A 24922-nucleotide genomic window follows, 5' to 3' on the forward strand; every position below is an offset into this window, starting at 1 on the left:
GGAGGTGGATTCCCACGAGAGACTGTGTATCGTGTCGGAGCAGAGCCCATCGTCAAGGCGAGCGGGCGCCCCGCACACTGCGTGAAGCAACGAATGGAGACCCGTGAAGGGTACGAAGAAACTCGTGATCGTCGAGTCACCGACCAAGGCGAAGACGATCGGCGGATACCTCGGCGACGATTACGAGGTCATCGCGTCGGTCGGCCACGTGCGCGATCTTGCGGAGCCGTCGGCCCTGCCTGCGGATCTCAAGAAGGGCGCGTTCGGCAAGTTCGCCGTCGACGTCGACAACAACTTCCAGCCCTACTACGTTGTCAACGACAACAAGCGGAAGACGGTTTCCGAGCTCAAGCGGGCACTCAAAGGAGCGGACGAGCTGTGGCTCGCCACTGATGAGGACCGCGAAGGTGAAGCCATCGCGTGGCACCTGCTCGAGGTTCTGCAGCCGAAGGTTCCGGTGCACCGCATGGTGTTCCACGAGATCACGCAAGAGGCCATTGAAGCGGCCAAGCGCAACACTCGAGACCTCGATATCGCGCTCGTCGATGCGCAAGAGACCCGTCGCATTCTTGACCGACTCTACGGGTACGACATCTCACCCGTCCTCTGGCGCAAGGTCGCGCCGAAGCTCTCGGCAGGCCGTGTGCAGTCTGCAGCGACGCGGCTGGTCGTCGACCGCGAGCGCGAGCGGCAGGCCTTCAATTCAGCCGAGTACTGGGACCTCACGGCCACCTTCCGCCCTGATGCCGGCGCACCCGACCTCACAGCGTTCGAAGCCCGACTCGTGCGATTGGATGCGCAGCGCATCGCGACCGGCGGCGACTTCGGTGACGACGGCGCGCTGACCGCACGTGCGTCGAAAGCCGGAGTGATTTCTCTGGGCCAGCAGCGCGCCGAGCAGCTTGCGACGCTTCTCGCAGCGGGCAGCCGTGCCGAGGTGCTCTCGGTCGAGACCAAGCCGCACACTCGCCGCCCGGCTGCGCCGTTCACGACGTCGACGCTGCAGCAAGAAGCGTCTCGCAAGTTGCGCTACAGCTCGCGTCAGACGATGTCGTTCGCGCAGTCGCTCTACGAGAACGGCTACATCACCTATATGCGAACCGATTCGCCCACGCTGTCGCAGCAGGCGATTCAGGCGGCCCGGTCGCAAGCGGCCGAGCTGTACGGCGCGCAGACCCTGCCCGAGAAGCCGCGCGTCTACACCGGCAAGGCCAAGGGCGCGCAGGAGGCGCACGAGGCCATTCGTCCGGCCGGCGATACGTTCCAGCGGCCCAGCTCGCTGAAGGGCAAACTCACGCAGGGCGAGTTCGCGCTGTACGAGCTGATCTGGAAGCGCACAGTCGCCAGCCAGATGGCCGACGCAAAGGGCTCGACCGACACCGTGACCCTCGCCGTTCAGGTGAATGAAGCAGGCTCAGCACAGGCGACAGCGGCAGAATTCACGACGAGCGGCACGGTCATCACGTTCCCCGGCTTCCTCCTCGCCTATGAAGAGGGCAAAGACGAGAAGCGTGGCGACAAGTCGGGCGATCAGAACGTCGCATTGCCGCAGCTCTCCGCAGGTCAGCCACTGACCGTTGAAGAGCCCGAAGCCAAGGGGCACGAGACCAGCCCACCCCCGCGCTACACCGAGGCCAGCCTGACGAAGCGTCTCGAAGAGCTGGGTATCGGCCGACCCTCGACGTACGCGGCGATCATCAGCACCATCATGGACCGCGGATACGTCACGAAGAAGGGCCAGGCGCTCGTTCCCAGTTGGATCGCGTTCTCGGTGGTGCGCCTGCTCGAAGAACACTTCTCGGCGCTTGTCGACTACGACTTCACCGCTGAGATGGAAAACGATCTCGACCGCATTGCGGCCGGTGACGCCGACCGCAGCAAGTGGCTCGGCGAGTTCTACTTCGGTACCGACACCCACCCGGGCCTGCGCGGAGTCGTCGACAACCTCGGAGAGATCGACGCGCGAGCGATCAACACGATCAAAATCGACGACCAGATCTCGCTGCGCAATGGCAAATACGGGCCGTACCTCGAAGTCTTCGATGAGAAGAGCGAGGTCGGCGAAGACGGCGTGCTCAAGCCGCGCAGCGTCAATATCCCCGATGGCCTCGCGCCCGACGAGTTGACCCCCGCGCGGGCGCACGAACTGGCCGATGCCGAGCCCGCCGAAGACCGCGTGGTCGGGCTCCATCCGACGACGAACAAGCGCATCGTGGCGAAGAACGGCCGATTCGGGCCGTACGTCACGGAGCTGCTGGACGAGGGTGAGGAGCTGCCGAAGGGGCAAAAGCCTCGTACGGCGTCGCTCTTCAAGAGCATGGACCCGGCGACCATCGAACTTGACTCGGCCGTGGCACTCCTCGACCTGCCGCGCACCGTCGGAATCGACCCCGAGTCCGATGCTGAGATCACGGCGCAGAACGGTCGTTACGGTCCGTACCTCAAGAAAGGCACGGATACGCGCTCACTGCCGAGTGAAGATGCGATCTTCTCAATCGACCTCGCAGGGGCGCAAGAACTCTTCGCTCAGCCCAAGTACGGTGCCAAGCGCGCGTCAAGTGCGTTGAAAGAATTCGACGCCGACCCCGTGAGCGGCAAGCCGATCAAGGTGAAAGACGGACGCTTTGGGCCGTACGTCACCGACGGCGAGACGAACGCGACGATTCCCCGCGGAGACGCGGTCGAAGACATCACCTTTGAACGCGCCGTCGAGCTCCTCGCCATCAAACGTGCGAAGGGCCCCGCGAAGAAGAAGGCGCCGGCGCGCAAGCCTGCAGCGAAGAAAGCAACTGCGAAGAAGCCCGCGGCCAAGAAAACGGCTGCGAAGACATCGACCGCGAAAACGGCTGTCGACCCGGCTCGTTCCGCTGCGGCGAAGAAAGCGGCCGCAACGCGCGCCGCCAACCGTGCCGCAGCCGAAGCCGCAGCCCAGGCCGAATAGTGATCGCGATCGAACAACCATTGCAGAGCGCATGACCGGAATCTTCATCACCCTCGAAGGAGGAGACGGCGCGGGGAAGAGCACCCAAGCCGAACTGCTTGGCCACTGGCTCGAGGAGCGCGGCCAAGAGGTCGTGCGCACCCGCGAGCCGGGCGGCACGCGTCTCGGAGCCGAGCTGCGACGCGTGCTGCTGCACGGTGGTGACGAGATCGGTGAGGTCGACGCCCGCGCCGAGGCCCTGCTCTACGCAGCGGATCGCGCGCAGCACGTCGCCAAGGTCGTGCGCCCGGCGCTCGACCGCGATGCGGCGGTGGTGCAAGACCGGTACATCGACTCTTCGCTTGCTTATCAGGGCGCCGGGCGAGTGCTCGATGTTTCAGAGATTCGCAGCATCAGCGAGTGGGCGGCGGGTGGGCTCTGGCCCGATCTGACGATCCTGCTCGACCTCGATCCGTCGACCGGTGCCGAGCGACGACGTGCGCGTGGGGGGACAGCCGATCGGCTCGAGGCCGAAGCGATCGAGTTCCACGCCGCGGTGCGCGACGGCTTCCGTGCGCTCGCGAAGGCCGACCCGCACCGCTACCTCGTCGTCGATGCGTCGCAGCCGGTCGATCAAATCCACACGCAGATCATCGCCCGACTCGCGCCACTCGTGACTCGGTAACCGCTCGTTTCGGTTTCCTGCGCTGCGGCGATCAGAGGGTAATCGCCGCACCCAGGGTAGTCCGGTGCGCGAAGTTCAGCGGAGCACCGTCGCGAGTTGCTTGGAGGTCAGTGCGCGGTCGGCGTACACCCGACGTACCGCATCCGGGTCAGGGTTGCCCGCGTCGTGTGCTCGATGACGCAGTGTGAGCCCGACCTTTTCGGCCACCGTTGCTGACGCGTGATTTCCCTCCAGGAGGAACGCCACCACGGGGAGCGTCGGGTTAGCAGCGATCGCCGCGGCCACTGCTGCGCGAGACATCTCCGTAGCGAATCCACGGCCACGATGATCGACCGCAAAGCGATACCCCAAGTTCCATACGTCGCCCGCATGATTCCGCGTCTCATTCGCCGTGGGGTCGCCTAGAAGACGGGTGCAGCCTCCGTAACCGACGACTTCCGCGCTATCGACGGTTTCCGCGATCCATGTTCCGAGTTCGGTTTCGTGCCAGCTCGCAGCCCAGCGTTCTAGTTGTGCCTCGGTCTCCGCGCGACGCGCGAACTCGGACACCGAAAAGAACCGCCACCCCTCGGGGTCAGCGTTGATCGTGTGCAGCGCATCGATGTCGGCGTCGACGGGGCGGCGCAGCACCAGCCGTTCCGTGACCACTCGGGTGAAGCTCATAGAGAGATCATCCCACGGGGAGCCGAGGCCAGCCGGCGCCAACGCACTTGGCCGATGCCGCAATCTGGGACGTAAAAACGGCTTCGGTAGGACGAATTCCGAGGAAACGTCCTACCGAAGCCGAATCTCCTACCGAAGCGGCGGTTGGAGAGTGTGTATGCCGGCGCTGTAGTGCCGTTGCCGGCGAAACGCGATGCGTTTAGCCGATAACGGCGCCAAAGCGGTCGGGGAGCGTGGCGCGCGATGCTGCTCCGAGCTCCGAGAGCGGCAGGGTGAAGCGATCCTGCACCTCGATCGTCGCATCTGCACCCGCACCATCGGTCACGCCGATGCGCAGCACGGGGAAGTCGCGCCCCGAGCACAGCCCGCGGAACTTGACTTCTTCTTCGTGCGGCACGGCGACGAGCACGCGGGCCTGCGACTCCGAGAAGAGCGCCGCGGTCGCGTCGACGCCGTCGCGCGAGATGATCTCTTCGATCCACACGCGGGCACCGACACCGAAGCGCAGCGCACCGTCGGTGAGCGCCTGCGCCAGGCCGCCCTCAGAGAGGTCGACGGCACCCGAGATGAGTCCGCCCTGTGCGCCGGCGTGCAGCAGCTCAGCGAGTGCACGCTCGTCGTCGAGCACGGCCACCGGCGGGCGACCGCCGAGGTGATCGTGCACGGTTTCGGCCCAGGCTGAGCCGTCGAGCTCGTCGCGGGTGGTGCCGAGGAGGTAGAGGTGCTCGCCCTGATCTTGCCAGCCGCTCGGCACGCGACGCGCGACGTCGTCGATGATGCCGAGCACGCCGACCACCGGGGTCGGGTAGATCGGGGTGTCGCCCGTCTGGTTGTACAGCGACACGTTGCCGCCGGTGACGGGCACCTCGAGCGCGAGGCAGGCGTCAGAGAGGCCCTCGACGGCCTGCGAGAACTGCCACATGACCTCGGGGTTCTCAGGGCTGCCGAAGTTCAGGCAGTCGGTGACGGCGGTGGGCACGGCACCCGAAGTCGCCACGTTGCGGTACGCCTCGGCGAGGGCGAGCTGCGATCCGACGAACGGATCGAGCTGGCAGTAGCGGCCGTTCGCGTCGGTGGCGATGGCGACGCCGAGGCCGCTCTCTTCGTCGACGCGGATCATGCCGGCGCCGTCGGGGAACGCGAGCGCGGTGTTGCCGAGCACGTACTTGTCGTACTGGTTGGTGACCCACGACACGTCGGCCTGGTTCGGTGACGCCGCGACGGCGATCATCTGCGCGCGCAGATCGTCGCCGGCTGCCGAGCGCTCGAGGCCCGACGCGTTGACGCCTGAGGCCTGCAGCTCGTCGATCCAGGCGGGGTAGGCGACGGGGCGCTCGTACACGGGCCCGTCGACGGCCACGGTCGACGGGTCGACGTTGACGATCTCTTCGCCGCGCCAGTTGATGACGAGGCGGCCGGTGTCGGTGACCTCGCCGAGCACGCTGGTCTCGACGTCCCACTTCGCGGTGACCGCGAGGAACGCATCGAGCTTGTCGGGGTGCACGACGGCCATCATGCGCTCCTGGCTCTCGGACATGAGGATCTCTTCAGCCGTGAGCGAGGGGTCACGCAGCAGCACGCTGTCGAGCTCGATGAACATGCCGCCGTCACCGTTGGCCGCGAGCTCGGAGGTCGCGCACGAGATGCCGGCCGCACCGAGGTCTTGGATGCCCTCGACCAGGTCGCCGCGGAACAGCTCGAGGCAGCACTCGATGAGCACCTTCTCGGCGAACGGGTCGCCGACCTGCACGGCGGGGCGCTTGGTGGGGCCGCCCTCGCTGAAGCTGTCGGAGGCGAGAATCGAGGCGCCGCCGATGCCGTCGCCACCGGTGCGCGCACCGAAGAGCACGACCTTGTTGCCGGTGCCCGAGGCGTTCGCGAGGTGCAGGTCTTCGTGGCGCAGCACGCCCACGCCAAGGGCGTTGACGAGTGGGTTGGCTTGGTAGACGCCATCGAATACGGTCTCGCCGCCGAGGTTCGGCAGACCGAGGCAGTTCGCGTAGGACGAGATGCCCGAGACGACGCCGTGCACCACGCGAGCGGTGTCGGGGTCGTCGATCGCGCCGAAGCGCAGCTGGTCCATGACGGCCACCGGGCGGGCGCCCATCGAGATGATGTCGCGGATGATGCCGCCGACGCCGGTCGCGGCGCCCTGGAACGGCTCGATGTACGAGGGGTGGTTGTGGCTCTCGACCTTGAAGGTCACGGCCCAGCCCTCGCCGATGTCGATGACTCCCGCGTTCTCGCCCATGCCGACGAGCAGGCGCTCCTTCATCTTGTCGTTGACCTTCTTGCCGAACTGGCGCAGGTAGATCTTCGACGACTTGTACGAGCAGTGCTCCGACCACATGACGGAGTACATCGCCAGCTCGCCCGAGGTGGGGCGGCGGCCGAGGATCTCGCGGATCTGCTCGTACTCGTCGGGCTTCAACCCAAGGGCGCCGTAGGGCTGCTCCTTCTCGGGCGTCGCGATCGCGTCTGCGACGGTGTCGGGGCGGGGGCCGCTCTGGGTGGCGTCGAAATCAGTCACGCTCGATGTGCTCCGGGGTTCGGTATCGGAATCGGCGGCAGAAAGACGCCGAACGTACCCGCCCAGTCTACGCGTTCGCGGCGGCGCTCGACGCCGGTGCTGCGGGTCGGTTGTGCGGCGCAATTTCAGGCCCCGGCGGTGTCGCGAAGTGACGGTCTAGGGTGGAGTTTGTCAGGAGATCAGGGGAGACTGAAACCATGAGCGATCCGAATACGCATCCGGCCGATCCGACGCCACATCCGCAGCTGCCAGACGGCGGCCCCGCTGCATCGGTGCCGGGGGCGGTGCCGGATCAGCAGCACGCGCAGGTCTCCGCGCCGACCCTGCCGCAGCAGGCGGCGCCGCACGCCGCCGCACCGCAGCGCAAGCTCTCGACCTTCTTGAAGGTCAGCATCATCCTGCTCGCCGGCTTGACGATCGCGTCGATCTCGTTGCTGTTCATCGGCGACTTCGAGGGCAAGTTCGAGCGGGTCTTCTCGACGTTCGCCCTCTTCGCTGTGTTTGTACTCTTCACTGCGCTCGATACGCGCCGCGAGCAGAAGTCGGAGTGGTACGCACCGGTCGCGCTCATCGCCAACGCGTACATTCTCGGCCTGCTGCTCATCGTGATCTGGATGACGCCCTACGACTCCTTCTCCCTGCTGTGGGAGATCTTCTGGAAGTCGATCTTCGTGATCTTGGTGACGCGCCTGGTCATTCTCTGCGCGCAGCTGCTGCTCAGGGTCGGCACCCGCCACTCCGACACGATCACGAAGTTCGCCTTCGTGACGAGCGTGCTTGCCGTGCTGTCGGGCATTCTGTTCACGGCTCCCGTGGGCATCGACGCCTTCGACCTGCACATCCCCGACATGTACTGGAAGATCGCGACGGCGATCCTCATCTTGACCGCGCTCGGTCTGTCGATCACCCTGCTGCTGCGCTGGTTCTACGGCGCTGATGAGCGCGACGCGGCACGTGCGCGCCGGCTCGAGCAGCACGCGGCGGCTGCGGCTTACCGTGCTGAGGGCGGCCAGGCGCAGCCGACGCAGCACCGTGCGCAGCAGCTGCAGACGCAGACCGGAGTGCACCCGGCGCCGCAGTCGCAGCAGCAGCAGCCTGCCCAGCCGTTCGCGGCACCGGCGCCCGCTGCGGGCCAGGCGCCGCTGCTCCCGTGGCCGACCTTTGCAGACGGACGGCCGATCCCGGCGGGCGCCGACGGCCAGCCCGATTTCTCGGTGCCGGGGGCCCCGCTTCCGCCGCACCAGCAGTAACGCCGTCCGATCGCAGTTCTGCCCCGCTTCCCGTCAGGGTCGCGGGGCAGAACTGTTTCTGCGCTGCGCGCGGGGCGGGTCTCACCCCCCCCAATCAGCGGAGATTCACCGGATTGCGGACCGAAACCTCGAAATAGGTCCGCGATCCGGTGAATCTCCGCTCACAGGTTCGTGGACGCGCCAGAGTGCAGGCGCACGGGTGCCGTGTGCGGAGCCCAGCGTGCGCAGTCAGCCTGCGCGGCGCCGACTACGCCCGCTCGGCGGATTCGAGCCCGAAGAGCGCTGACAGCGCCTCAGAGGCCTCGTTCGCGCGACCCTCGCGCCCAAGCGAGCGGATGCGCGTGGTGGGAGCGTGCAGCAGGCGGCCGGTGAGGCGACGCAGGGCGGCTTCGACGTCGGCAACGGAATCGGCGTCTGCGAGTTCGCCGTCGGTGCGGCGCGCGCGGCAAAGCTCCTCTTCGAGGATCGCGTTCACGTGACCGCGCAGCGCGAGCAGCACCGGCAGCGTGTCTCGTTCGGCTTGGGAGGCGCCGAATTCGACGGCGGCGTCGTGCACGATTTCGAGAGCCTCGTGCTCGGCGCCGAGTTCGGTGACCGGTGCGTGCTTCGCGATGGTCTCGAGGTCGAGCAGTTCGATGCCGTCGATCTGGGTGACCCCGGGGTCGATGTTGCGCGGCATGCCGAGGTCGATGAGCAGTCGGGGTCCGCGCGGAGCCATACCCGTGAGCGGGGTGACGTCGGCTGCGGTGAGCAGCGGCTCTTCCGTGCGGCTGCAGGCGATGATGACGTCGGCGGCATCGAGTGCGTCGCGCAGCGAGGTGGGGTCGATCGCGGTGAGGTCGTGGCTTGCGGCGTAGGCGGCGGCACGGCCTGAGGGGGAGTGGACGCTGATGTGCTCGGCGCCGCGCGACCGAAGGGCCGCAACGGTCGCGCCCGCGTAGGCGCCGGTGCCGATGAGGAGCACGCGGGTGCCCTCCCACGACGGCACGCGGTGCTCGGCGAGGCGCAGCGCGAGCCGCACGAGGGAGCGGCCCTGCGAGTGGATTTCGGTGCGGTGCTTGACGGTGCGCGAGGTGCGGGTCGCGGTCTGGAAGAGACGCTCGAGGTCGTTCGTGATGGTGCCGCGTTCGACGGCGTCGCTGTGAGCCCGGCGCACCTGGCCCGCGATCTCCTCTTCGCCGACCACGGCTGACTTGAGCCCTGAGGCGACAGCGAAGAGGTGCTCGGCGGCGCGGTGCTCGGTTTCGACATCGACGGCAGTCGAGAGTGATGAGACGGGTACGCCGGCAGTCTCTGAAATCTGCTCGATGACCGCGTCGGCGATGTCGTGCGGCGACTGCAGGTAGACCTCGAATCGGTTGCAGGTGGAGAGCACGACGGCCCCATCAACACCTGCATCTTCGGTCAACGCCTCAGTGATTTCCGTGGTGCGAGCGGTCAGCCGCTCGAGCAGTGGGAAAGAACACCCTCGGTGGTCGAAGGAGAGGCACAGCAACATAGTTTCTCGATACGTTTTCTGATCGGGATTTTGTGGAGAAATCGAGCAGGGTTTCGCCCGAACCTGAACACATCAGATGTGTCACATCAGATCTATAAGCTAGCATCTCGACCGATGAACTTCCTCCCAGCTTCGCATCCGCTGATCGACGGTCGAACGGTCGATTCGCCATTCATCCGTGCTCTGCGCGGAGACCGCCCTCAGTTTACGCCTGTTTGGTTCATGCGGCAGGCCGGGCGCTCGCTGCCCGAGTACCGCGAGATCCGAGCAGATCACCGCATGCTCGACGCCTGCCTGAACCCCGAGCTCGCGAGCGAGATCACGCTGCAGCCGGTGCGGCGACACGGCGTCGACGCGGCGGTGTTCTTCAGCGACATCGTGGTGCCGATGAAGCTGGTCGGCATTGATGTCGATCTCGTCGCCGGCCGCGGGCCGGTGTTCGCGAACCCCGTGCGTACGGCCGAAGATGTGGCTCGCGTCCGCGCCGAGTTCACGCCCGAGCGCTTGCATGCCGCGCTCGACCCGGTGCGCGACGGCGTGCGACTCACGACGGAAGCACTCGGCTCGACGCCACTCATTGGGTTCACCGGAGCTCCGTTCACGCTCGCCGCATACCTGGTCGAGGGCGGCCCGTCGCGCGACCACCTGCGGGCCCGCACGCTGATGCACTCCGACCCTGAAACGTGGGCATCACTGCTCGAATGGGTCGCGGATCTCTGCGGCGTCTTCTTGGAAGCCCAGGTCGAAGCAGGCGCGAGTGCTGTGCAGCTCTTCGATTCGTGGGCCGGATCCCTCTCAGTCGCCGACTATCGCGCCCACGTGGCGCCCGCGTCGCGGCGTACGCTCGAGCGCGTGCGCGACCTGAGCTACACCGTCGATGAGGGGTACTCGTCTGAGACCCGCTCGGTGCCGGTCATCCACTTCGCCGTTGGGTCGGGTCACCTACTGGAGGCGCTGGTCGACGTTGGGATCGACACGCTCGGCGTCGACTGGCGCACCCCGCTCGACGATGCGAGTCGCCGATTCGATCACGCGATCCCGCTGCAGGGCAACCTCGACCCGGCCTACCTGGGGGCGTCCCCCGAGGTGCTCGAAGCGCACCTGCACGACGTGTTGCAGCGCGGACAGCAGGCGCCGGCGCACGTGCTCAATCTTGGCCACGGCGTACCGCCTGAGACCGATCCTGAGGTGCTCACCCGCATCGTTTCGCTCGCCCATGCCTACTGATCGCCCGCGGCCGCGCTTCGCGGTCGTCGGCGGCGGGGTCTCGGGGCTGACGGCGGCACGTGAACTTGCGCTCGCCGGCGCCCGAGTAGAAGTCATCGAGGGCGCCGCGCACTTAGGAGGCCGCATCCGCGGTGCCGAACTCGGGGGCGTCACCATCGACATCGGTGCGGAGTCGTTTGCGACTCGCGGTGGCACGGTCGCCGAACTGATTCACGAGATCGGGATGGGCGATGAGATCGTGCGTCCGTCGGGCCTCGGCTCATGGGTGATCGACGGCCCGCGCGCCCTGCCGCTGCCCGCTGCAGGCACGCTGGGTATTCCGGCGACCCCGCTCTCGGCCGCGACCGTTCGCGCCCTCGGCATCACCGGCGCCGTGCGCGCCGCGATCGAGCCTGCGCTGCCGCGCTCGGTCGGGCGCGACGCCGACTCGCTCGCCGCGCTGGTGCGCAGCCGCCTGGGCTCACGCGTGCTCGATCGTCTGGTGCGGCCGGTATCACTGGGCGTGCACTCCGCCGACCCGGCGCGCCTCGGTGTCGCCTCGGTGCCCGGCCTGGCCGCGGCATTCGCCGAGCGCGGCTCACTGATTACGGCCGCGAAACAACTGCGCGACAGCCAGGCCGCGGCGGGCGGCGCGGTCGCCGGGCTGCGCGGCGGCATGACCTCGCTCATTGCGGGGCTCGCTCGCGAGCTCGATCGGCTCGGTGTCGCGGTGCGCACGGGCGAGAAGGTGCGCCGGATCGCCCCCGCGCCCGCAGACACCGCCGCAGCGGGCGCCGGCAGCGCTTGGCAGATCTTCGACGCCGAGGGCGCGACGATCGCGACGGTCGACGGCGTCATTCTCGCGGTGCCGGAGGGTGTGGCGCGACGACTCCTTGCTGACGACGTGACGGGCACGCCGACCGACCGCGTCGAGGTCGTCGCTCTTGCGATCGACGACGCGCGCTTGGACGCCGCGCCGCGCGGCACCGGTGCGCTCGTGTCGCGCGACGCAGTGGGGTCGGGCGGTGCCAGCGCGGGATCGCGCCGCGCACCCACCCAGACCGGTGCGGCGCCGATCCTCGCCAAAGCACTCACCCACGTCACCGCGAAGTGGCCGGAGCGCGCCCGCGAGGCCGGCCCCGGCCGTCATCTCATCAGACTGTCGTACGGCCGCGCGGGCTCGGCGCCTGAGACCGTCGGGCTCGACGACGCCGAGGTCCGCAGCATCGCTCGATACGACGCGTCGCGCATTCTCGGCATCGACCTGCGGGCTGACGCGATTGTCGACCTGGCCCGATGCACCTGGCGCATGGGTCGCCCGCCCGGGTCTCGTGATTCCCGCCTCCTCGACGCGCCCGCAGGGGTCACACTCGCCGGCGACTGGGTGAGCGGCACCGGCTTGGCCGCGATCGTGCAGGGTGCCCGAGCGGCGGCGGCCGAGGCGCTCGCCGCTGCGCCCGGCTCGTCGCAGTAGTTCGACACACACCGCCACCGCCTCCGCATCCGTATCATCAGCTTCACCCGCATCACCCCGAAAGGTCCACCGACATGAACGCCATCCTTCCCGCCAGCTCCGGCCGAGTCTTCCGCTCGGACGCGCCGCTCGCCGCCGCCCCCGGGCTGCTGCGCGTGGGCACGCGGGGCAGCGCGCTGGCGGTGTCTCAGACCACGACGGTCGCCGAGCAGATTGCCGAGGCGACCGGCCTCGACGTCGCGCTCGTCATCATCACCACGCACGGCGACGTGAGTCGCGCACCGCTGTCGCAGCTCGGCGGCACCGGCGTCTTCGTCAGCGCGCTGCGCGATGCGCTGCTGGGCGGGGAATGCGATCTCGCGGTGCACTCGCTCAAAGATCTGCCCACGGGGGCGTGCCCCGGCATCGCCCTGGGCGCCGTTCCTGTGCGCGCCGATGCGCGCGACGCCTTCTGCGCGCGCGACGGACTCACACTGGCCGAACTGCCGGCCGGGGCCCGTGTCGGCACCGGATCGCCGCGCCGCGTCGCCCAGATCCGCTCGCGCCGGCCCGACCTCGAGGTCCAAGATCTGCGTGGCAACGTCGATACCCGACTCGGCCGGGTCGGCGTCGACCTGGACGCCGTGGTGCTCGCCGCCGCCGGCCTCGATCGCATCGGCCGTGCCGAAGCGATTACCGAGCGCTTCCCGCTCACCGACGCACCGGCGGCTCCGGGCCAAGGAGCCCTCGCCATCGAGGTGCGAGAAAGCGACGTGCACTCCGAGCCCTACGCGGCCGCGCTCTCCGCACTCGACCATGCCGAGTCGCGGGCCACGGCCATCGCCGAGCGCGCACTGCTCGCCACGCTGGAAGCCGGTTGCGCGGCCCCGATCGGTGCGTGTGCTGAACTCGCGGGCGAGACCCTTCGATTGCGCGCCGTCGTTTACCGCGTCGATGGCACTGAGCAGCTCGCGGCGGAAGCGGAGCTGCCGTGGAGCGCTGCCGACCCCGACGCCGCGACGGAACTCGGGCGACTGGTCGCGGGCGAGCTGCTCGCCAGCGGTGCCGCTCGGCTCGCCCCGCTCGGGAGCCCCGCGTGACGGAACGCGACGCAACTGAGCCCGGCGCGACCGCGGCCGGTATCCCCGACCCCCGCGCAACCTCGCAGGCCGCGGCCGCGCCCGCGTACCGCGCGTCGCTCTCGGGCGCGCGCGTTCTGGTCACTCGCGGCGGTGCTGCGGGGGAGCGCGACGCGAAAGCGATCGCGGAGCTCGGCGGTGCGGCGATTGCGGCCACCCTGACCGAGATCGCGCCGCTATCCGACCCCGAGGCGCTGACCGATGCGGCGGCGGCTTGGAACCGGGGCGACTACGACTGGGTGATCGTGACGAGCGCGAACGCCGCCGACGCATTCGCGGAGGCCGGTGCGTCGGCATCACGCAGCGCCGGCCAGATCGCGGCGGTCGGCCCCGCCACGGCGGAGGCGCTCGCGGCGCACGGCCTCGATCCCGCGCTCGTCCCAACCACCGATTACTCCGGAGCCGGCATCGCGGCCGCCGTCATCGATCGCATCGCTGCCGAGTCGCACACCAGCTCCGCAGCACCTCGCGGTGCACGCGTATTGCTGCCGGTCTCGGAGATCGCCGATCGCACCGTCGAGTCGGCGCTCGAGGCGGCCGGGCACTCGGTGACGCGAGTGACGGCCTACCGCAGTGTTGTCGCTGCCGCCGGCGAGGTGATCCCTCAGCTCATCACCGCCGGAGAGATCGACGTCGTGCTCGTGCTCAGCGGCGCCGCGGCGCGCGAGCTGGCGCGACGGGTGCCCGAACTCGCGGACCCCGCCGGTCCAGCCGCGACGGCGCCCCGGCCGCTCATCGCCGCGATCGGCGGACCGACCGCACGCGCTCTCGCCGAGCACGGACTCGCCGCAGACGTCGTCGCCGACCCGCACACCGTTTCAAATCTGCTCGCCCGCGTTGCTCACGCCCGCGAATTCCCCCTGCCCCACCTCGGAGGTGCCCCCGCATGATCCCCACTGTTCGCCCGCGCCGATTGCGCACCAGCGCCGCGATGCGCCGGCTGACCGCAGAGACCCGCATCCACCCCGCCGAGCTGGTGCTGCCGCTCTTCGTGCGCGAGGGCATCTCGGAACCGCAGGCCATCACCTCGATGCCCGGCGTGTACCAGCACACCGTCGACTCGCTGCGACGCGCCGCAACCGAGGCCGCGGAACTCGGCATCGGCGGCGTGATGCTGTTCGGCGTACCCGAAGTGCGTGACGCGGTCGGCAGCGCTGCAGACGATCCGCAGGGCATCCTCAACGTCGCCACGCGTGCGCTGGCCGACGAGGTCGGCGACGCGCTCGTCTTACAGACCGACCTGTGTCTCGACGAGTTCACCGATCATGGCCACTGCGGCGTGCTCCGCGTGAACGCCGATCGTAGCGACGACCTCGTGGTCGACAACGACGCGACGCTCGAGCGGTACCGGGCCATGGCGTTGGCACAGGCCTCCGCGGGCTCCGCGCTGCTGGGGCTCTCGGGCATGATGGACGGCCAGGTCGCCTCCGTGCGCGAGGCCCTCGACGCGGAGGGGTTCCAAGACACCGCGATCCTCGCCTACTCCGCGAAGTACGCGTCGGCGTTCTACGGGCCGTTCCGCGAGGCCGTCGACTCGCAGCTCGTCGGCGATCGCCGCACGTACCAGCAAGATCCGGCGAACCGCCGCGAGGGGCTGCGCGAGGCCGAACTCGATCTCGCCGAGGGCGCCGACATCGTGATGGTGAAGCCGGCCATGAGCTACCTCGACGTGCTCGCCGACGTCGCCGCCGTGAGCCCCGTGCCGGTCTGGGCTTACCAGGTGTCGGGGGAGGCTGCGATGATCGAAGCGGCCGCAGCCAACGGGTGGATCGACCGCGAGCGTGCCATCGAGGAGTCGGTGGTCAGCATCAAGCGTGCGGGCGCCGACGCCGTACTCACCTACTTCGCCACCGAGATCGCAGGATGGAACCGATGACCGCACCGCTGATTCCCCACCCCGAGGCCGCTGGCAGCGCGGCCCTCTCCGAGCGCGCCTCGCGCGTGATTCCCGGCGGCGTGAACTCGCCGGTGCGCGCCTACGGCTCGGTCGGCGGCACCCCCCGCTTCCTCGTATCGGGTCGAGGCCCGCTTGTCACCGACGTCGACGGCAACGAGTACGTCGACCTCGTCGCCTCGTGGGGGCCCGCGCTGCTCGGTCACGCGCACCCCGCGGTCGTGGAAGCGGTGCAAGAGGCAGCGGCGCGCGGCCTCGGCTTCGGCGCCTCCGTGCCGCAGGAGGCCGAGCTGGCCGAAGAAATCATCGCGCGCGTGCCGCTTATCGAGCGCCTGCGTCTCGTCTCGACCGGTACCGAGGCGACGATGACGGCGATTCGCATCGCCCGCGGCGCCACCCAGCGCCCGCTGATCATCAAGTTCGCCGGGCACTACCACGGCCACTCCGACGGGTTGCTTGCGGAAGCCGGCTCCGGGCTCGCCACGCTCGCGATGCCCGGATCGGCCGGCGTCACCGCCGAGACCGCCGGGCAGACGCTCGTGCTGCCATACAACGACCTGGCCGCGCTCGAGGCCGCGTTCGCCGAGCACGGCGACCGCATCGCTGCAGTGATCGCCGAGGCCGCTGCCGCGAATATGGGCGTGCTGCCCCCGCTGCCCGGCTTTACGGAGGCGCTCATCGAGATCGCGCATCGCCACGGTGCGCTGGTCATTCTTGACGAGGTGCTCACCGGGTTCCGTGCGGGCCCGTCAGGGTTCTGGGGCATCGAGCAGTCGCGCATCTCAGGGGGCGTCACGCCCGACCTGTTGACGTTCGGCAAGGTCGTCGGCGGGGGGCTGCCGCTCGCGGCACTGGGTGGCCGCGCCGAACTCATGGACCTGCTCGCGCCCCTCGGCCCCGTGTACCAGGCCGGCACGCTGTCGGGCAATCCGCTCGCCGTTGCGGCCGGGCTCACCACCCTGCGTCACGCTGATGCCGCCGCGTATGAGCGTCTCGGCCACGCGGCCGACGTGCTCACGGGTGCGGTCTCGGCCGCGCTGACCGATGCCGGTGTCGCGCACCGCGTGCAGCGCGCCGGCACCCTCTTCAGCGTGCTGTTCGGCGACTTTCCCGAGGCGCCTCGAGGGTACGCGGAGGTGCAGCAGCAGAACGTCGCGGCGCACCGCGCCTTCTTCCACGCGATGCTCGATCGCGGGGTCAACCTGCCGCCGAGCGCGTTCGAGGCGTGGTTCGTGACGGCCGCGCACGACGACGCGGCGCTCGCCCGCATCGTGGAGGCGCTGCCCGATGCGGCCCGCGCCGCCGCGGCTGTTACGGCAGGTTGAGCGCCCGACTGTCGGGGCTTCGCCGGCCAGGAGTAGGCTTCCGGGGTGCATGAAACGATCGATATCCGTCGCGTGCGCCCCGAGGAGTACCCCGCCGTGGGTGCGCTGGTGCGGGCGGCGTACGAGGGAGACTACACGCTGAGCCCGGAGTACCTCGCCGAGATCGAAGATGTCGCCGCGCGCGATGTCGACTCCGAGGTACTCGTCGCCGCCGACCGCGCGACCGGAGACGTGCTCGGCACGATCACCATTCCACTCGCCGGTCGCGCACTCATGGACGACACCGTCGACGGAGAACTCGACGTCCGCCTGCTCGGCGTCGCGCACGCGGCGCGGGGTCGCGGCGTCGGCGAAGCGATCATGCAGCATTCGGCCGGTATCGCGCGGTCGCGCGGTCTCGGTCGAATCGTGCTGCACACCGGCGAGCAGATGCGCGCGGCGCAGCGCCTCTACGAGCGCCTCGGATACACACGCATTCCCGACCGCGAGTTCGACATTCCCACCCCCACGGGGTCGCGCCGCATCTTCGCGTACGGCCTCGACCTGCAGCCCGCGGAAGGCGGAGCGGCGGCCTGAACCCACCCGCTGCCGCACCCCGAACGCATGAGTGGCGGGCGACCCCGAAGGTCGCCCGCCACTCTCTGCAGTACAGCAGTGCCGGTTACGCGGCGCGCGCCACCAGAGCTTCGACGGCGCTCTCGAAGAAGCGCAGGCCGTCGATGCCCGAGCGCATGGCCTCGGTCGTATCGGGGCCGAACCCGGCCTCGACCGCGTGCTCGGGGTGCGGCATGAGGCCGACCACGTTGCCGCGCTCGTTGGTGAGGCCGGCGATGTCGTTGAGCGAACCGTTCGGGTTGACCTCCGCGTAGCGGAACGCCACGAGACCTTCGCCCTCGAGGTACTTGAGCGTCTCGTCGTTCGCGATGTAGCCGCCGTCGCCGTTCTTGAGCGGGATGACGATCTCTTCACCGGGGGCGAAGCGGTGCGTCCACGCGGTGTCGGCGTTCTCGACGATCAGCTTCTGATCGCGGCGAATGAACTGCTGGTGCGCGTTGCGAATGAGTCCGCCGGGCAGCAGGTGCGACTCGACGAGCACCTGGAAGCCGTTGCAGATGCCGAGCACGGGCAGCCCCTGGTTCGCGGCGGCCACGACCTCGGTCATGATCGGCGAGACCGCGGCGATCGCGCCGGGGCGCAGGTAGTCGCCGTAGCTGAAGCCGCCGGGCAGCACGATCGCGTCGACGCCCTGCAGATCGTGATCCGCGTGCCACAGCGCCACGGGCTCAGCCCCGGCGATGCGGATCGCGCGCTGTGCGTCGCGGTCGTCGAGCGACCCGGGGAAGGTGACGACCCCGATCTTCGGCATCAGCGAGCCTCGCCGACGACCACGTCGACGGGTGCACCGTCGACGCTGATCGCGACGACGTCTTCGATCACGTCGTTCGACAGGATATCGGCGGCGACCTGACGCACCTCGTCGAGCACCTCAGCGGTGGCATCGGCGACCTGGAATTCGAAGCGCTTGCCGATGCGCACGTTCTCGAACTTCTCGTGGCCGAGACGAGCGAGCGCCCCCGTGGTGGCCTTACCCTGCGGGTCGAGCAGCTCGGCCTTGGGCATGACATCAACGACAATCGTGGGCACCCGGTCTCCAATTTCTCGTGGTGAAGCTCTGAATATTCTCGCACGGATCGCGCAGGGGCCCGGCACGCTGTCCAGGCGCCCGGCGTCAGACCGCGACGGGGGCGTAGGGCGGCTCGCCGCCGGTGAGGCGCACGTACAGCTCGCGGTACCGCTCGTAGGTCTGTGTGACGATCTCCTCGGGCAGCACGGGAGGCTCACCGGTCTTGTCCCAGTTCGCAGACAGCCAGTTGCGCACGATCTGTTTGTCGAAGGAGGCGAGGCGATCCTGCGCGGCAAGCGACTCGTCGTGGTACACCGCGGCGTCCCAGTACCGCGAGGAGTCGCTCGTGAGCACTTCGTCGGCGAGTACGAGCTCGCCAGTCTCGCGGTCGCGGCCGAACTCGAACTTGGTGTCGGCGAGCACGACGCCGCGGGCGGCGGCGAGCTCGCGCGCGGCCGTGAAGATCTGCAGCGAGGCGTCGCGCAGGGCGGTCGCGATCTCGAGGCCGACGAGCTCGACACTGCGTTCGAACGTGATGTTCTCGTCGTGCTCGCCGAGCGGGGCCTTGTAGGCCGGGGTGTAGATCGGCTCGTCGAGCAGGTCGCCGTCGCTGAGCCCGGCGGGCAGCTCGATGCCGCACACGGCGCCCGTGCGCTGGTACTCGGCGAACCCCGAGCCGGTGAGCGCGCCGCGCACCACGCACTCGATCGGGTACATCTCGAGCTTGCGCGTCAGCATCGCCCGGTCGCGCACTTCCGCGGGAACCTCGGGGGCGGTGCTCTCATCGGAGACGAGATGGTTGGGCAGCTCGATGCGTTCGAACCACCAGTTCGACAGCGCCGTCAGCAGCGCACCCTTGCCCGGGATCGGCGGCTCGAGCACGTGGTCGAACGCGCTCACCCGGTTGCTCGCGACGACGAGCAGTGTCGCGTCCGAGCCGTCGGCGGGGGTGTACAGGTCGCGAACCTTGCCCGAGTAGATGTGGGTCCAGCCGTCGAGCTGCGTGGGTGCGGGGAGATGGGTCACCCAATCATTCTCGCATTTCGTGCGGGATCGCCGTGCCGCTCACGCCTCGCGCGCCCGCAGGCGGATCGCCGCCGCGGCGACCAGGCTGAGCTCGACCCGCTCCCCGCCCGATGCGGCCGCATCGGTGCCGCCCCACACGAGCACCTCGACGGTGCCCGCGGCCGGCGCCACGGACACGACGCGCAGGGGAACGCCGACGACGATCCCTCGGCTCTCGAGGTGCCGCAGCAGCTCGGGCGAGCGATCCGACACCCGCGCGACCGACGCGAGGGCACCGGCCTCCGCATCCACGAGCGACACCGTGTCGTCGGCGGGCAGGCTGCCGTCGGGTGCGGGGATGGGGTCGCCGTGCGGATCCGCCACCGGATGCCCGAGCACCGCGTCCATGCGCGCCAGCACGAGATCGGAGACCGCGTGCTCCAGGCTGTCGGCCTCGTCGTGCACCTCGTCCCACCCCAGTCCGAGCTGCTGCACGAGGTAGGTCTCGATGAGGCGATGCCGACGCACGATCGCGACGGCAACCTCGCGCCCCGCATCCGTGAGCTCGATACGACCGTAGGGCTCGTAGGCGAGGAATCCATCGCGCGCGAGCTTCTTGAGGTTCGCTGAGACAGTCGAGGGGGTCACTCCGAGCTGTTCGGCGAGGTCGGTGGTCGACGGCTCGCCGCCGGGCCACTCGTACGCCTTCCAGACGAGCGTGAGGTAATCCTCGACCATGCGGGTGACGACGGGGCGGGGCACGCGCCCCATTCTAGGAGTTCGCCCCGACCGGCTCGCGAGAGACCGGGTCGTCGTCCGAGTCATGCTTCACAGAATTCGATGGCTGTGCTCTGCGGAACGGGGCCGCAAGCGTGGGCAGGATCGCACGACGGTGCACCACGAGGAATGCGATGGCCAGCACAGCCTGGATCGCGCTCAGTACATAGCGCCCTGAGGTGTCGGTGACGAAGAACTGCAAGGCGAAGAGCGCCGCGAGCCCGATCGCCGAGAACCAGTGGAATCGCAACGCCAGAATGATCGCGACACCGAGCAGTGTCTGCGTCGCCGTCAGGGTGAACTCCTCGACCTGACGCGCATCGAGCGCGAGCGCTGCGGGGCCACCGCCGGCGAAGTGGGCGATCGGCAGCGATCCGACGAGCAGGCTCCACTGGTTCACCTTCGACGCGATCAGCGTGCCGATGGCGGCCGCACCCATGCCGCGCAGCGCGAACATGACGGCGATGATGAACTCCGGGGCCTCCGAAGCGAGTGGGGCGAGCCACTGCACGAGGAAGTAGCTGTCGATGCCGAGCGCGGTGCCCGACTCGACGAGCGCTTCGGCGAACGGCTCCGCCGAAAGCAGAATGATCGCCGCCGACACCACGAACAGCGAGACGACCGTGATGCGGCGGGGGCGCTGCGGCATGTCCGCGATGATCGCGGCCGCACCGACGAACTCTTCTTCCGCGTCATCGGAGTGCGTCTGCCCCGCGCGCCACAGGAACAGGCCGAAGATGACGATCAGCACGGCGCCGAACCAGATCGGAATGCTCCCCATCAGCGGAATCGCGAAGGCGATCACGGCGAGGATCGCCAGGAACCCGATATCGAGGCGATTCTCTTTCGGCAGCGTCAGGAAGCCGGTCGCACGACCGCCCGAGCGCTTCGCGATGCGACGGGCGACGAACAGGGCCACGATGACGACAAGCGGCCAGCCGAAGCCGAGCAGCAATCGGTTCGAACCGGTCATGTTCGCAGCGGCGTAGTGGAGGTACTCGGCGTCGGATCCCGAACGGAACGCGTAGTAGAGATCGACGGCGTACTCGGGCAGTACCGCGATGAGAGCGAGCAGCGCGATGGCGAGCGCCCCCGAAATGTCTTTCTGCGCGGCCTCAGCGGCCCACGCAAGGATGAACGCGGCGGCGACCACGGCGGCCCCGTAGACCAGCAGTTCGAGCACGGCGGGAAGATGAATCCCGCTGAATCGAAGCACGAGGGCTGGGGCGGCAATGGTGAGGCACAGCACGAGTCTGCGAATCAGTGCGGCTGGCATGTGAGCTCCTGACAACACGCCGCGCCGGAGAGACTCCGGCCACGGCAAACGGCCGAAGGTCTCGTTCGCCTCAACTCAATCGAGTGAGGTGCCACGCCGGGCGCATCTCCGTGATGGCCAGTATGTCGACGTGCCGCTCGGGCCGAGCCGCGAGGGCTGGGCCGCGAGGAACTACTCCCCTTCGCTCTCCACCCTCTCGGGCGGCCATCGGGTGTGTCTACGCACATCCCCGTGTGTGGCATGCCACACATTGCGAATCGCGCATCATTACGGGGGAAATGCCTGAAAAGCTCCGAAATTCCACGTGTTGGGAACCCGGATGTCAGGGGAGCCGGTTACGCTCGTCTCAAGAGGCCGATGCCGCGCGTCTGTGCGCTGCAATGGAAGCCCGATCGAGGCGGTCGGTGCGTGAGTTCGGAGGAGAGCTATGATCCCGCTGGGTCCGGTAGTGGCGCGAAGTCGAGTGGGCGTCGCCCGAGCTGCAGCCTGGTCGTATCTCGTGGAACCCGAACGCCGTGCCGAGTGGTGGCCCGAGCTGCGGCTTGATGCGCGCGTCGGCGGTGAAGTCGCCGAGCGGTGGTCTGAGGGCGAAGGCGACGACGCGGTGAGCCGTGATGCCTCGGGCACGGTCGACGTCTGGGTCGAGGGGCACGCGGTGGGGTTCACCTGGCGCGAGGCCGGCGACGAGCGCGACACGGCCGTGCTGGTGACGCTGCGCACGCAGGGCCTCGACACGGGTATCACGGTGACCGAGACCGGATTCGACGCGCTGCCGGCTCCGGCCGAGCGGGCGGCGGCGTCGCAAGAGGGATGGCAGGTGCTGTTGCGCGACCTCACAGTGGCGCTGGAAGCGGCGCAGGCGGCCGGAGCGTTCGGCGAGCGAGAGACGCTGAGCTTCGCTGCCGCTGTCGCCGGGAGCGGCGCGGGTGCCGCGCTCGAGGCGGAGGGTGACGGCGATTCCGAGCAGCCCGGTGCCGAACTTGAGTCCGGTGCCGAGCTGGAGCTCGGTGCCGAATTGGAGCTTGTCGAACCTGAGATCGACGGCGAGATCGACGCCGCGAACGACGCCGAGTCCGTCGCCGAGATCGAGGTCGAAGCCGAACCGCAGGTGGGGGATCACCCCGAGCTCGAGACCGGCCCGATCGAGGTCGTGAGCGACGGTGCGGTCGAGACGGATGCGGCGGATACCGCAGAGGTGAATCTCGACCAGACGATTCGTATCGATCGTTCAGAGCTTGATGCGGCGCTCGCCGCAGGTGAAGCGGAAGTAGCCGACGTTGCGGACGCGACCGAGATCGCTGACGCGACTGCGAACGACGCCGCCGAAAACGATGACGAGCATGATGATGACTCGTCGGGCGATCCCGACTTTGACGCGCTGATCCGAGGCAACTAGCCGCGGGCGGCCCGGCCCCACCCACGGCCGCGGCGGCCCGGCACAGCGCCCGGCCCACGGCCGCCCGCCCCGCGAACGCCCCTGAAATCGCCGAACGCCCCTCACCTGCGCGCGCAGATGAGGGGCGTTCGGCGATTTCAGGGGCCTTCGGCGCTGATGCGACCGGCGCCGAGCTACTCTGCGACGCGTGCGGCGATGTCGGTGCGCGACTGCCCGCCGTCGAGCCCGATCTGCGCGACACCGGCGTAGGCGCGTGAGCGGGCCTCGGTGAAATCGCCCCCGCGCGCCACGACGCCGAGCACACGACCGCCGGTGGCGATCCACCCGCCGTCTTCGGTGCGCGCCGTGGCCGCGTGCACCACGTGCACACCCTCGAGCGCTTCGGCGTCGGCGATGCCGGTGATCTCACGACCCGTCACGACGTCGCCGGGGTACCCCTCACTCGCCACGACCACGATCACGGCAGGGTCGGGCGAGAACACGGGCTCGGGCTGCGCCGCGAGTTCGCCGTTCGCAGCCGCGAGCAGATACTGGCTGAGCGGTGATTCGAGCCGCGCGAGCACGACCTGCGTCTCGGGGTCGCCGAATCGCGCGTTGAACTCGATGACGCGTACGCCCTTCGAGGTGACGATCAAACCGCAGTAGAGCAGGCCGATGAACGGCGTGCCCTCGGATTCGAGCTGGCGCACGGTCGGCAGCGCGACGGTGCGGGTGATCTCGTCGACAAAATCATCGGCCACCCAGGGGAGCGGCGAGTAGGCGCCCATGCCGCCCGTGTTCGGGCCGGCATCTCCGTCGAAGATGCGCTTGTAGTCTTGCGCCGGGCTGAGCGGCAGCACGTCGTGCCCGTCGGCGAAGAAGAAGAGCGAGACCTCCTGGCCGTCCAAGAACTCCTCGACGAGCACCTCGCCGTGCGGAGCCCAGGTGGCGACGTGGGCGATCGCAGCGTCCCGATCTTCGGTGACGAGCACCCCCTTGCCGGCGGCGAGGCCGTCGGCCTTCACGACGTACGGGGCTCCGAACTCGTCGAGCACCGCGCCGGCTTCTTCCACCGACGTGACCCGCGCGGCGCGTCCGGTCGGCACCTCGGCGGCATCCATGACGCGCTTCGCGAACGCCTTCGACCCCTCGAGCTGTGCGGCGGCCTGGTCGGGGCCGAACACGGGAATTCCCGCCGCACGCAGCGGGTCGGCGACCCCTGCGACGAGCGGGGCCTCTGGCCCGATGACCACGAGGTCGAAGCCGCGCTGCTGCACGAACTCGGCAACCGCAGCCGGATCGGAGTAGGCGAGCTCGGGCGTCTCGACGCCGCTGGCGGCGATGCCCGCGTTGCCCGGAGCGCAGACGATCTCATGTGCGCCGCTCTCGGCGAGCAGGGCGAGGACGATGGCGTGTTCGCGGGCGCCGGGGCCCAAGACGAGGATCTTCACGCGGTCCAGACTACCGAAGCGCGGATAGGCTGCTCACGTGGCGAAACGGAAGATCTCGATCGAAGACGGGCGTGCAGCTCTTGCGGCGGTGCGCGCGGGTGGCACGGCGCGTAGTGACCTCGCGACGACGGTGCGATACCTCCTCGAAGAACTTGCCGAACGGGCGCCCGGAAACTCGGTTGAGGTGCGCGTGCCCCCCTACGGTGCAACGCAGTGCGTCGCCGGCCCGAGGCACACGCGCGGCACGCCGCCGAACGTCATCGAAACTGATGCGCAGACCTGGATCGGCCTCGCCTGTGGTGATCTCGACTGGGAGACCGCGATCGCCGAGGCGCTCGTCATCGCATCGGGATCGCGCGCCGCGCTGCACGGACTGCTGCCGCTCGTGCGCTCGCACCCAGCCGGGGCTGAGACAATGGAGGCATGAGTCAGTCCGATCCGTCGTCGGGGCCTGCCGCACAGCAGCCCGTCGAACCCGCCGCCCCTGCGGCGACACCAGCTTCACCCGCAGACGACGAGGCCGCTGCTGTGGCCGCACCTGCCGATCCCACCGTGCACGAGCCGGTCGTGCACGAGGTGCAGCAAGAGGTCACGCTGCAGCGCTCGGTGCGCGTGACGCGCCTGCTGGTCGCGGGTCTGGTGATCGGAGCGGTGGTCGCGATGATCGCGTGCTTCTTCTTCCCGATCGTGGAGGGCGCCGAGTACACCCTGGCGCAGGTGGCCGGTTTCATGGCGCTCATCGGTGCTGCGATCGGAGCTGGGGTCGGTGGCATCGTCGCGCTGGTACTGGGGCTGATCGTGAGGCGCCAGCAGGGCACCGGTGTCGCCATCCAGCACGACGTGCGATAATC

The 24922-nt window shown here is 69.0% G+C and carries 22 protein-coding genes; 13 read left to right on the forward strand and 9 right to left on the reverse strand.

Annotated features, from left to right (window positions below):
* The first annotated feature begins 103 nt into the window (after nucleotides 1–103).
* Both topA and tmk read left to right on the forward strand, forming a co-directional pair.
* A complete protein-coding gene (gene topA, locus AMS67_RS07190; protein WP_053386779.1) occupies nucleotides 104–2941 on the forward strand; it encodes a type I DNA topoisomerase in 2838 nt (945 codons plus the stop codon).
* 31 nt (nucleotides 2942–2972) lie between these two features.
* Nucleotides 2973–3605 (forward strand): dTMP kinase, encoded by a 633-nt coding sequence (gene tmk / locus AMS67_RS07195; protein ID WP_053386780.1) that lies wholly within the window; start codon nucleotides 2973–2975, stop codon nucleotides 3603–3605.
* A 75-nt stretch (nucleotides 3606–3680) separates the two neighbouring features.
* On the opposite strand, the gene AMS67_RS07200 is transcribed toward tmk, so the two are convergent.
* Nucleotides 3681–4268 carry a GNAT family N-acetyltransferase gene (locus tag AMS67_RS07200; RefSeq protein ID WP_053386781.1) on the reverse strand — a complete coding sequence of 196 codons (588 nt, stop codon included), beginning with the start codon at nucleotides 4266–4268 and terminating at the stop codon, nucleotides 3681–3683.
* A gap of 199 nt (nucleotides 4269–4467) precedes the next feature.
* The gene (gene purL, locus AMS67_RS07205) at nucleotides 4468–6798 is read right to left on the reverse strand and encodes a phosphoribosylformylglycinamidine synthase subunit PurL (protein ID WP_053386782.1); all 2331 of its coding nucleotides are present in this window, start codon (nucleotides 6796–6798) and stop codon (nucleotides 4468–4470) included.
* Nucleotides 6799–6995: 197 nt separating this feature from the next.
* On the opposite strand from purL, the gene AMS67_RS07210 reads away from it, so the two are divergent.
* Complete coding sequence (locus AMS67_RS07210) at nucleotides 6996–8048, forward strand: hypothetical protein (protein WP_053386783.1); 1053 nt, start codon at nucleotides 6996–6998, stop codon at nucleotides 8046–8048.
* A gap of 247 nt (nucleotides 8049–8295) precedes the next feature.
* Here AMS67_RS07210 and AMS67_RS07215 read toward each other — a convergent pair whose 3' ends face one another.
* On the reverse strand, nucleotides 8296–9546 hold the full coding sequence (locus AMS67_RS07215; protein ID WP_053386784.1) for a glutamyl-tRNA reductase: 1251 nt from the start codon (nucleotides 9544–9546) through the stop codon (nucleotides 8296–8298).
* Between the two features lie 114 nt (nucleotides 9547–9660).
* Between AMS67_RS07215 and hemE the strand changes: the two genes are divergently transcribed.
* The 7 genes from hemE to AMS67_RS07250 all read left to right on the forward strand — a co-directional run bounded on the left by hemE (nucleotide 9661) and on the right by AMS67_RS07250 (nucleotide 17139).
* A complete protein-coding gene (gene hemE / locus AMS67_RS07220; protein ID WP_053386785.1) occupies nucleotides 9661–10773 on the forward strand; it encodes a uroporphyrinogen decarboxylase in 1113 nt (370 codons plus the stop codon).
* Nucleotides 10763–12226, forward strand: coding sequence for a protoporphyrinogen/coproporphyrinogen oxidase (locus AMS67_RS07225; RefSeq protein ID WP_053386786.1), 1464 nt, complete (start codon nucleotides 10763–10765; stop codon nucleotides 12224–12226). Before hemE ends, AMS67_RS07225 begins: the two co-directional genes overlap by 11 nt.
* Before the next feature lie 74 nt (nucleotides 12227–12300).
* Nucleotides 12301–13305 carry a hydroxymethylbilane synthase gene (gene hemC / locus AMS67_RS07230; RefSeq protein WP_082305369.1) on the forward strand — a complete coding sequence of 335 codons (1005 nt, stop codon included), beginning with the start codon at nucleotides 12301–12303 and terminating at the stop codon, nucleotides 13303–13305.
* Entirely contained in the window at nucleotides 13302–14234 is a 933-nt protein-coding gene (locus tag AMS67_RS07235; RefSeq protein WP_053386787.1) for a uroporphyrinogen-III synthase, read from the forward strand. Before hemC ends, AMS67_RS07235 begins: the two co-directional genes overlap by 4 nt.
* Nucleotides 14231–15220: a porphobilinogen synthase gene (hemB, locus tag AMS67_RS07240; protein WP_075201270.1), complete on the forward strand. Its 990-nt coding sequence runs from the start codon at nucleotides 14231–14233 to the stop codon at nucleotides 15218–15220. Before AMS67_RS07235 ends, hemB begins: the two co-directional genes overlap by 4 nt.
* Entirely contained in the window at nucleotides 15217–16563 is a 1347-nt protein-coding gene (gene hemL / locus AMS67_RS07245) for a glutamate-1-semialdehyde 2,1-aminomutase (protein WP_053386788.1), read from the forward strand. Before hemB ends, hemL begins: the two co-directional genes overlap by 4 nt.
* Nucleotides 16564–16608: 45 nt before the next feature.
* Nucleotides 16609–17139 (forward strand): GNAT family N-acetyltransferase, encoded by a 531-nt coding sequence (locus tag AMS67_RS07250; RefSeq protein ID WP_053386789.1) that lies wholly within the window; start codon nucleotides 16609–16611, stop codon nucleotides 17137–17139.
* A gap of 85 nt (nucleotides 17140–17224) precedes the next feature.
* Here the strand turns inward: AMS67_RS07250 and purQ are convergent, their stop codons facing one another.
* From purQ to AMS67_RS07275, 5 genes are all read right to left on the reverse strand, one after another.
* Nucleotides 17225–17932, reverse strand: a complete 708-nt coding sequence (purQ, locus tag AMS67_RS07255; protein WP_156316569.1) for a phosphoribosylformylglycinamidine synthase subunit PurQ — start codon at nucleotides 17930–17932, stop codon at nucleotides 17225–17227.
* Nucleotides 17929–18207 carry a phosphoribosylformylglycinamidine synthase subunit PurS gene (gene purS / locus AMS67_RS07260; protein WP_053386790.1) on the reverse strand — a complete coding sequence of 93 codons (279 nt, stop codon included), beginning with the start codon at nucleotides 18205–18207 and terminating at the stop codon, nucleotides 17929–17931. Before purS ends, purQ begins: the two co-directional genes overlap by 4 nt.
* A gap of 85 nt (nucleotides 18208–18292) precedes the next feature.
* Nucleotides 18293–19213 (reverse strand): phosphoribosylaminoimidazolesuccinocarboxamide synthase, encoded by a 921-nt coding sequence (locus tag AMS67_RS07265; protein WP_053386791.1) that lies wholly within the window; start codon nucleotides 19211–19213, stop codon nucleotides 18293–18295.
* A 39-nt stretch (nucleotides 19214–19252) separates the two neighbouring features.
* Complete coding sequence (locus AMS67_RS07270; protein WP_053386792.1) at nucleotides 19253–19963, reverse strand: metal-dependent transcriptional regulator; 711 nt, start codon at nucleotides 19961–19963, stop codon at nucleotides 19253–19255.
* 1 nt (nucleotide 19964) lies between these two features.
* Nucleotides 19965–21245 carry a calcium:cation antiporter family protein gene (locus AMS67_RS07275; RefSeq protein WP_053386793.1) on the reverse strand — a complete coding sequence of 427 codons (1281 nt, stop codon included), beginning with the start codon at nucleotides 21243–21245 and terminating at the stop codon, nucleotides 19965–19967.
* A 427-nt stretch (nucleotides 21246–21672) separates the two neighbouring features.
* On the opposite strand from AMS67_RS07275, the gene AMS67_RS07280 reads away from it, so the two are divergent.
* Complete coding sequence (locus AMS67_RS07280) at nucleotides 21673–22641, forward strand: SRPBCC family protein (protein WP_082305371.1); 969 nt, start codon at nucleotides 21673–21675, stop codon at nucleotides 22639–22641.
* Between the two features lie 173 nt (nucleotides 22642–22814).
* On the opposite strand, the gene purD is transcribed toward AMS67_RS07280, so the two are convergent.
* Nucleotides 22815–24071 (reverse strand): phosphoribosylamine--glycine ligase, encoded by a 1257-nt coding sequence (purD, locus tag AMS67_RS07285; protein ID WP_053386795.1) that lies wholly within the window; start codon nucleotides 24069–24071, stop codon nucleotides 22815–22817.
* Nucleotides 24072–24108: 37 nt separating this feature from the next.
* On the opposite strand from purD, the gene AMS67_RS07290 reads away from it, so the two are divergent.
* Both AMS67_RS07290 and AMS67_RS07295 read left to right on the forward strand, forming a co-directional pair.
* The gene (locus AMS67_RS07290) at nucleotides 24109–24498 is read left to right on the forward strand and encodes a sterol carrier family protein (protein WP_053386796.1); all 390 of its coding nucleotides are present in this window, start codon (nucleotides 24109–24111) and stop codon (nucleotides 24496–24498) included.
* Complete coding sequence (locus AMS67_RS07295) at nucleotides 24495–24920, forward strand: hypothetical protein (RefSeq protein ID WP_053386797.1); 426 nt, start codon at nucleotides 24495–24497, stop codon at nucleotides 24918–24920. The genes AMS67_RS07290 and AMS67_RS07295 overlap by 4 nt, the downstream gene beginning before the upstream one ends.
* The last annotated feature ends 2 nt before the right edge of the window (nucleotides 24921–24922 follow it).

Source organism: Leucobacter japonicus (genome assembly GCF_001273855.1).
Classification (GTDB): domain Bacteria; phylum Actinomycetota; class Actinomycetes; order Actinomycetales; family Microbacteriaceae; genus Leucobacter; species Leucobacter japonicus.

What these genes read in the sequence shown, in the direction of transcription:
- AMS67_RS07200 (WP_053386781.1), bottom strand. Translation starts at nt 4,268, where the DNA reads ATGAGCTTCACCCGAGTGGTCACGGAACGGCTGGTGCTGCGCCGCCCC.
- AMS67_RS07270 (WP_053386792.1), bottom strand. Translation starts at nt 19,963, where the DNA reads ATGGGGCGCGTGCCCCGCCCCGTCGTCACCCGCATGGTCGAGGATTAC.
- tmk (WP_053386780.1), top strand. Translation starts at nt 2,973, where the DNA reads ATGACCGGAATCTTCATCACCCTCGAAGGAGGAGACGGCGCGGGGAAG.
- AMS67_RS07210 (WP_053386783.1), top strand. Translation starts at nt 6,996, where the DNA reads ATGAGCGATCCGAATACGCATCCGGCCGATCCGACGCCACATCCGCAG.
- hemE (WP_053386785.1), top strand. Translation starts at nt 9,661, where the DNA reads ATGAACTTCCTCCCAGCTTCGCATCCGCTGATCGACGGTCGAACGGTC.
- hemB (WP_075201270.1), top strand. Translation starts at nt 14,231, where the DNA reads ATGATCCCCACTGTTCGCCCGCGCCGATTGCGCACCAGCGCCGCGATG.
- hemL (WP_053386788.1), top strand. Translation starts at nt 15,217, where the DNA reads ATGACCGCACCGCTGATTCCCCACCCCGAGGCCGCTGGCAGCGCGGCC.
- AMS67_RS07225 (WP_053386786.1), top strand. Translation starts at nt 10,763, where the DNA reads ATGCCTACTGATCGCCCGCGGCCGCGCTTCGCGGTCGTCGGCGGCGGG.
- AMS67_RS07280 (WP_082305371.1), top strand. Translation starts at nt 21,673, where the DNA reads ATGATCCCGCTGGGTCCGGTAGTGGCGCGAAGTCGAGTGGGCGTCGCC.
- AMS67_RS07295 (WP_053386797.1), top strand. Translation starts at nt 24,495, where the DNA reads ATGAGTCAGTCCGATCCGTCGTCGGGGCCTGCCGCACAGCAGCCCGTC.
- AMS67_RS07275 (WP_053386793.1), bottom strand. Translation starts at nt 21,245, where the DNA reads ATGCCAGCCGCACTGATTCGCAGACTCGTGCTGTGCCTCACCATTGCC.
- AMS67_RS07215 (WP_053386784.1), bottom strand. Translation starts at nt 9,546, where the DNA reads ATGTTGCTGTGCCTCTCCTTCGACCACCGAGGGTGTTCTTTCCCACTG.
- hemC (WP_082305369.1), top strand. Translation starts at nt 12,301, where the DNA reads ATGAACGCCATCCTTCCCGCCAGCTCCGGCCGAGTCTTCCGCTCGGAC.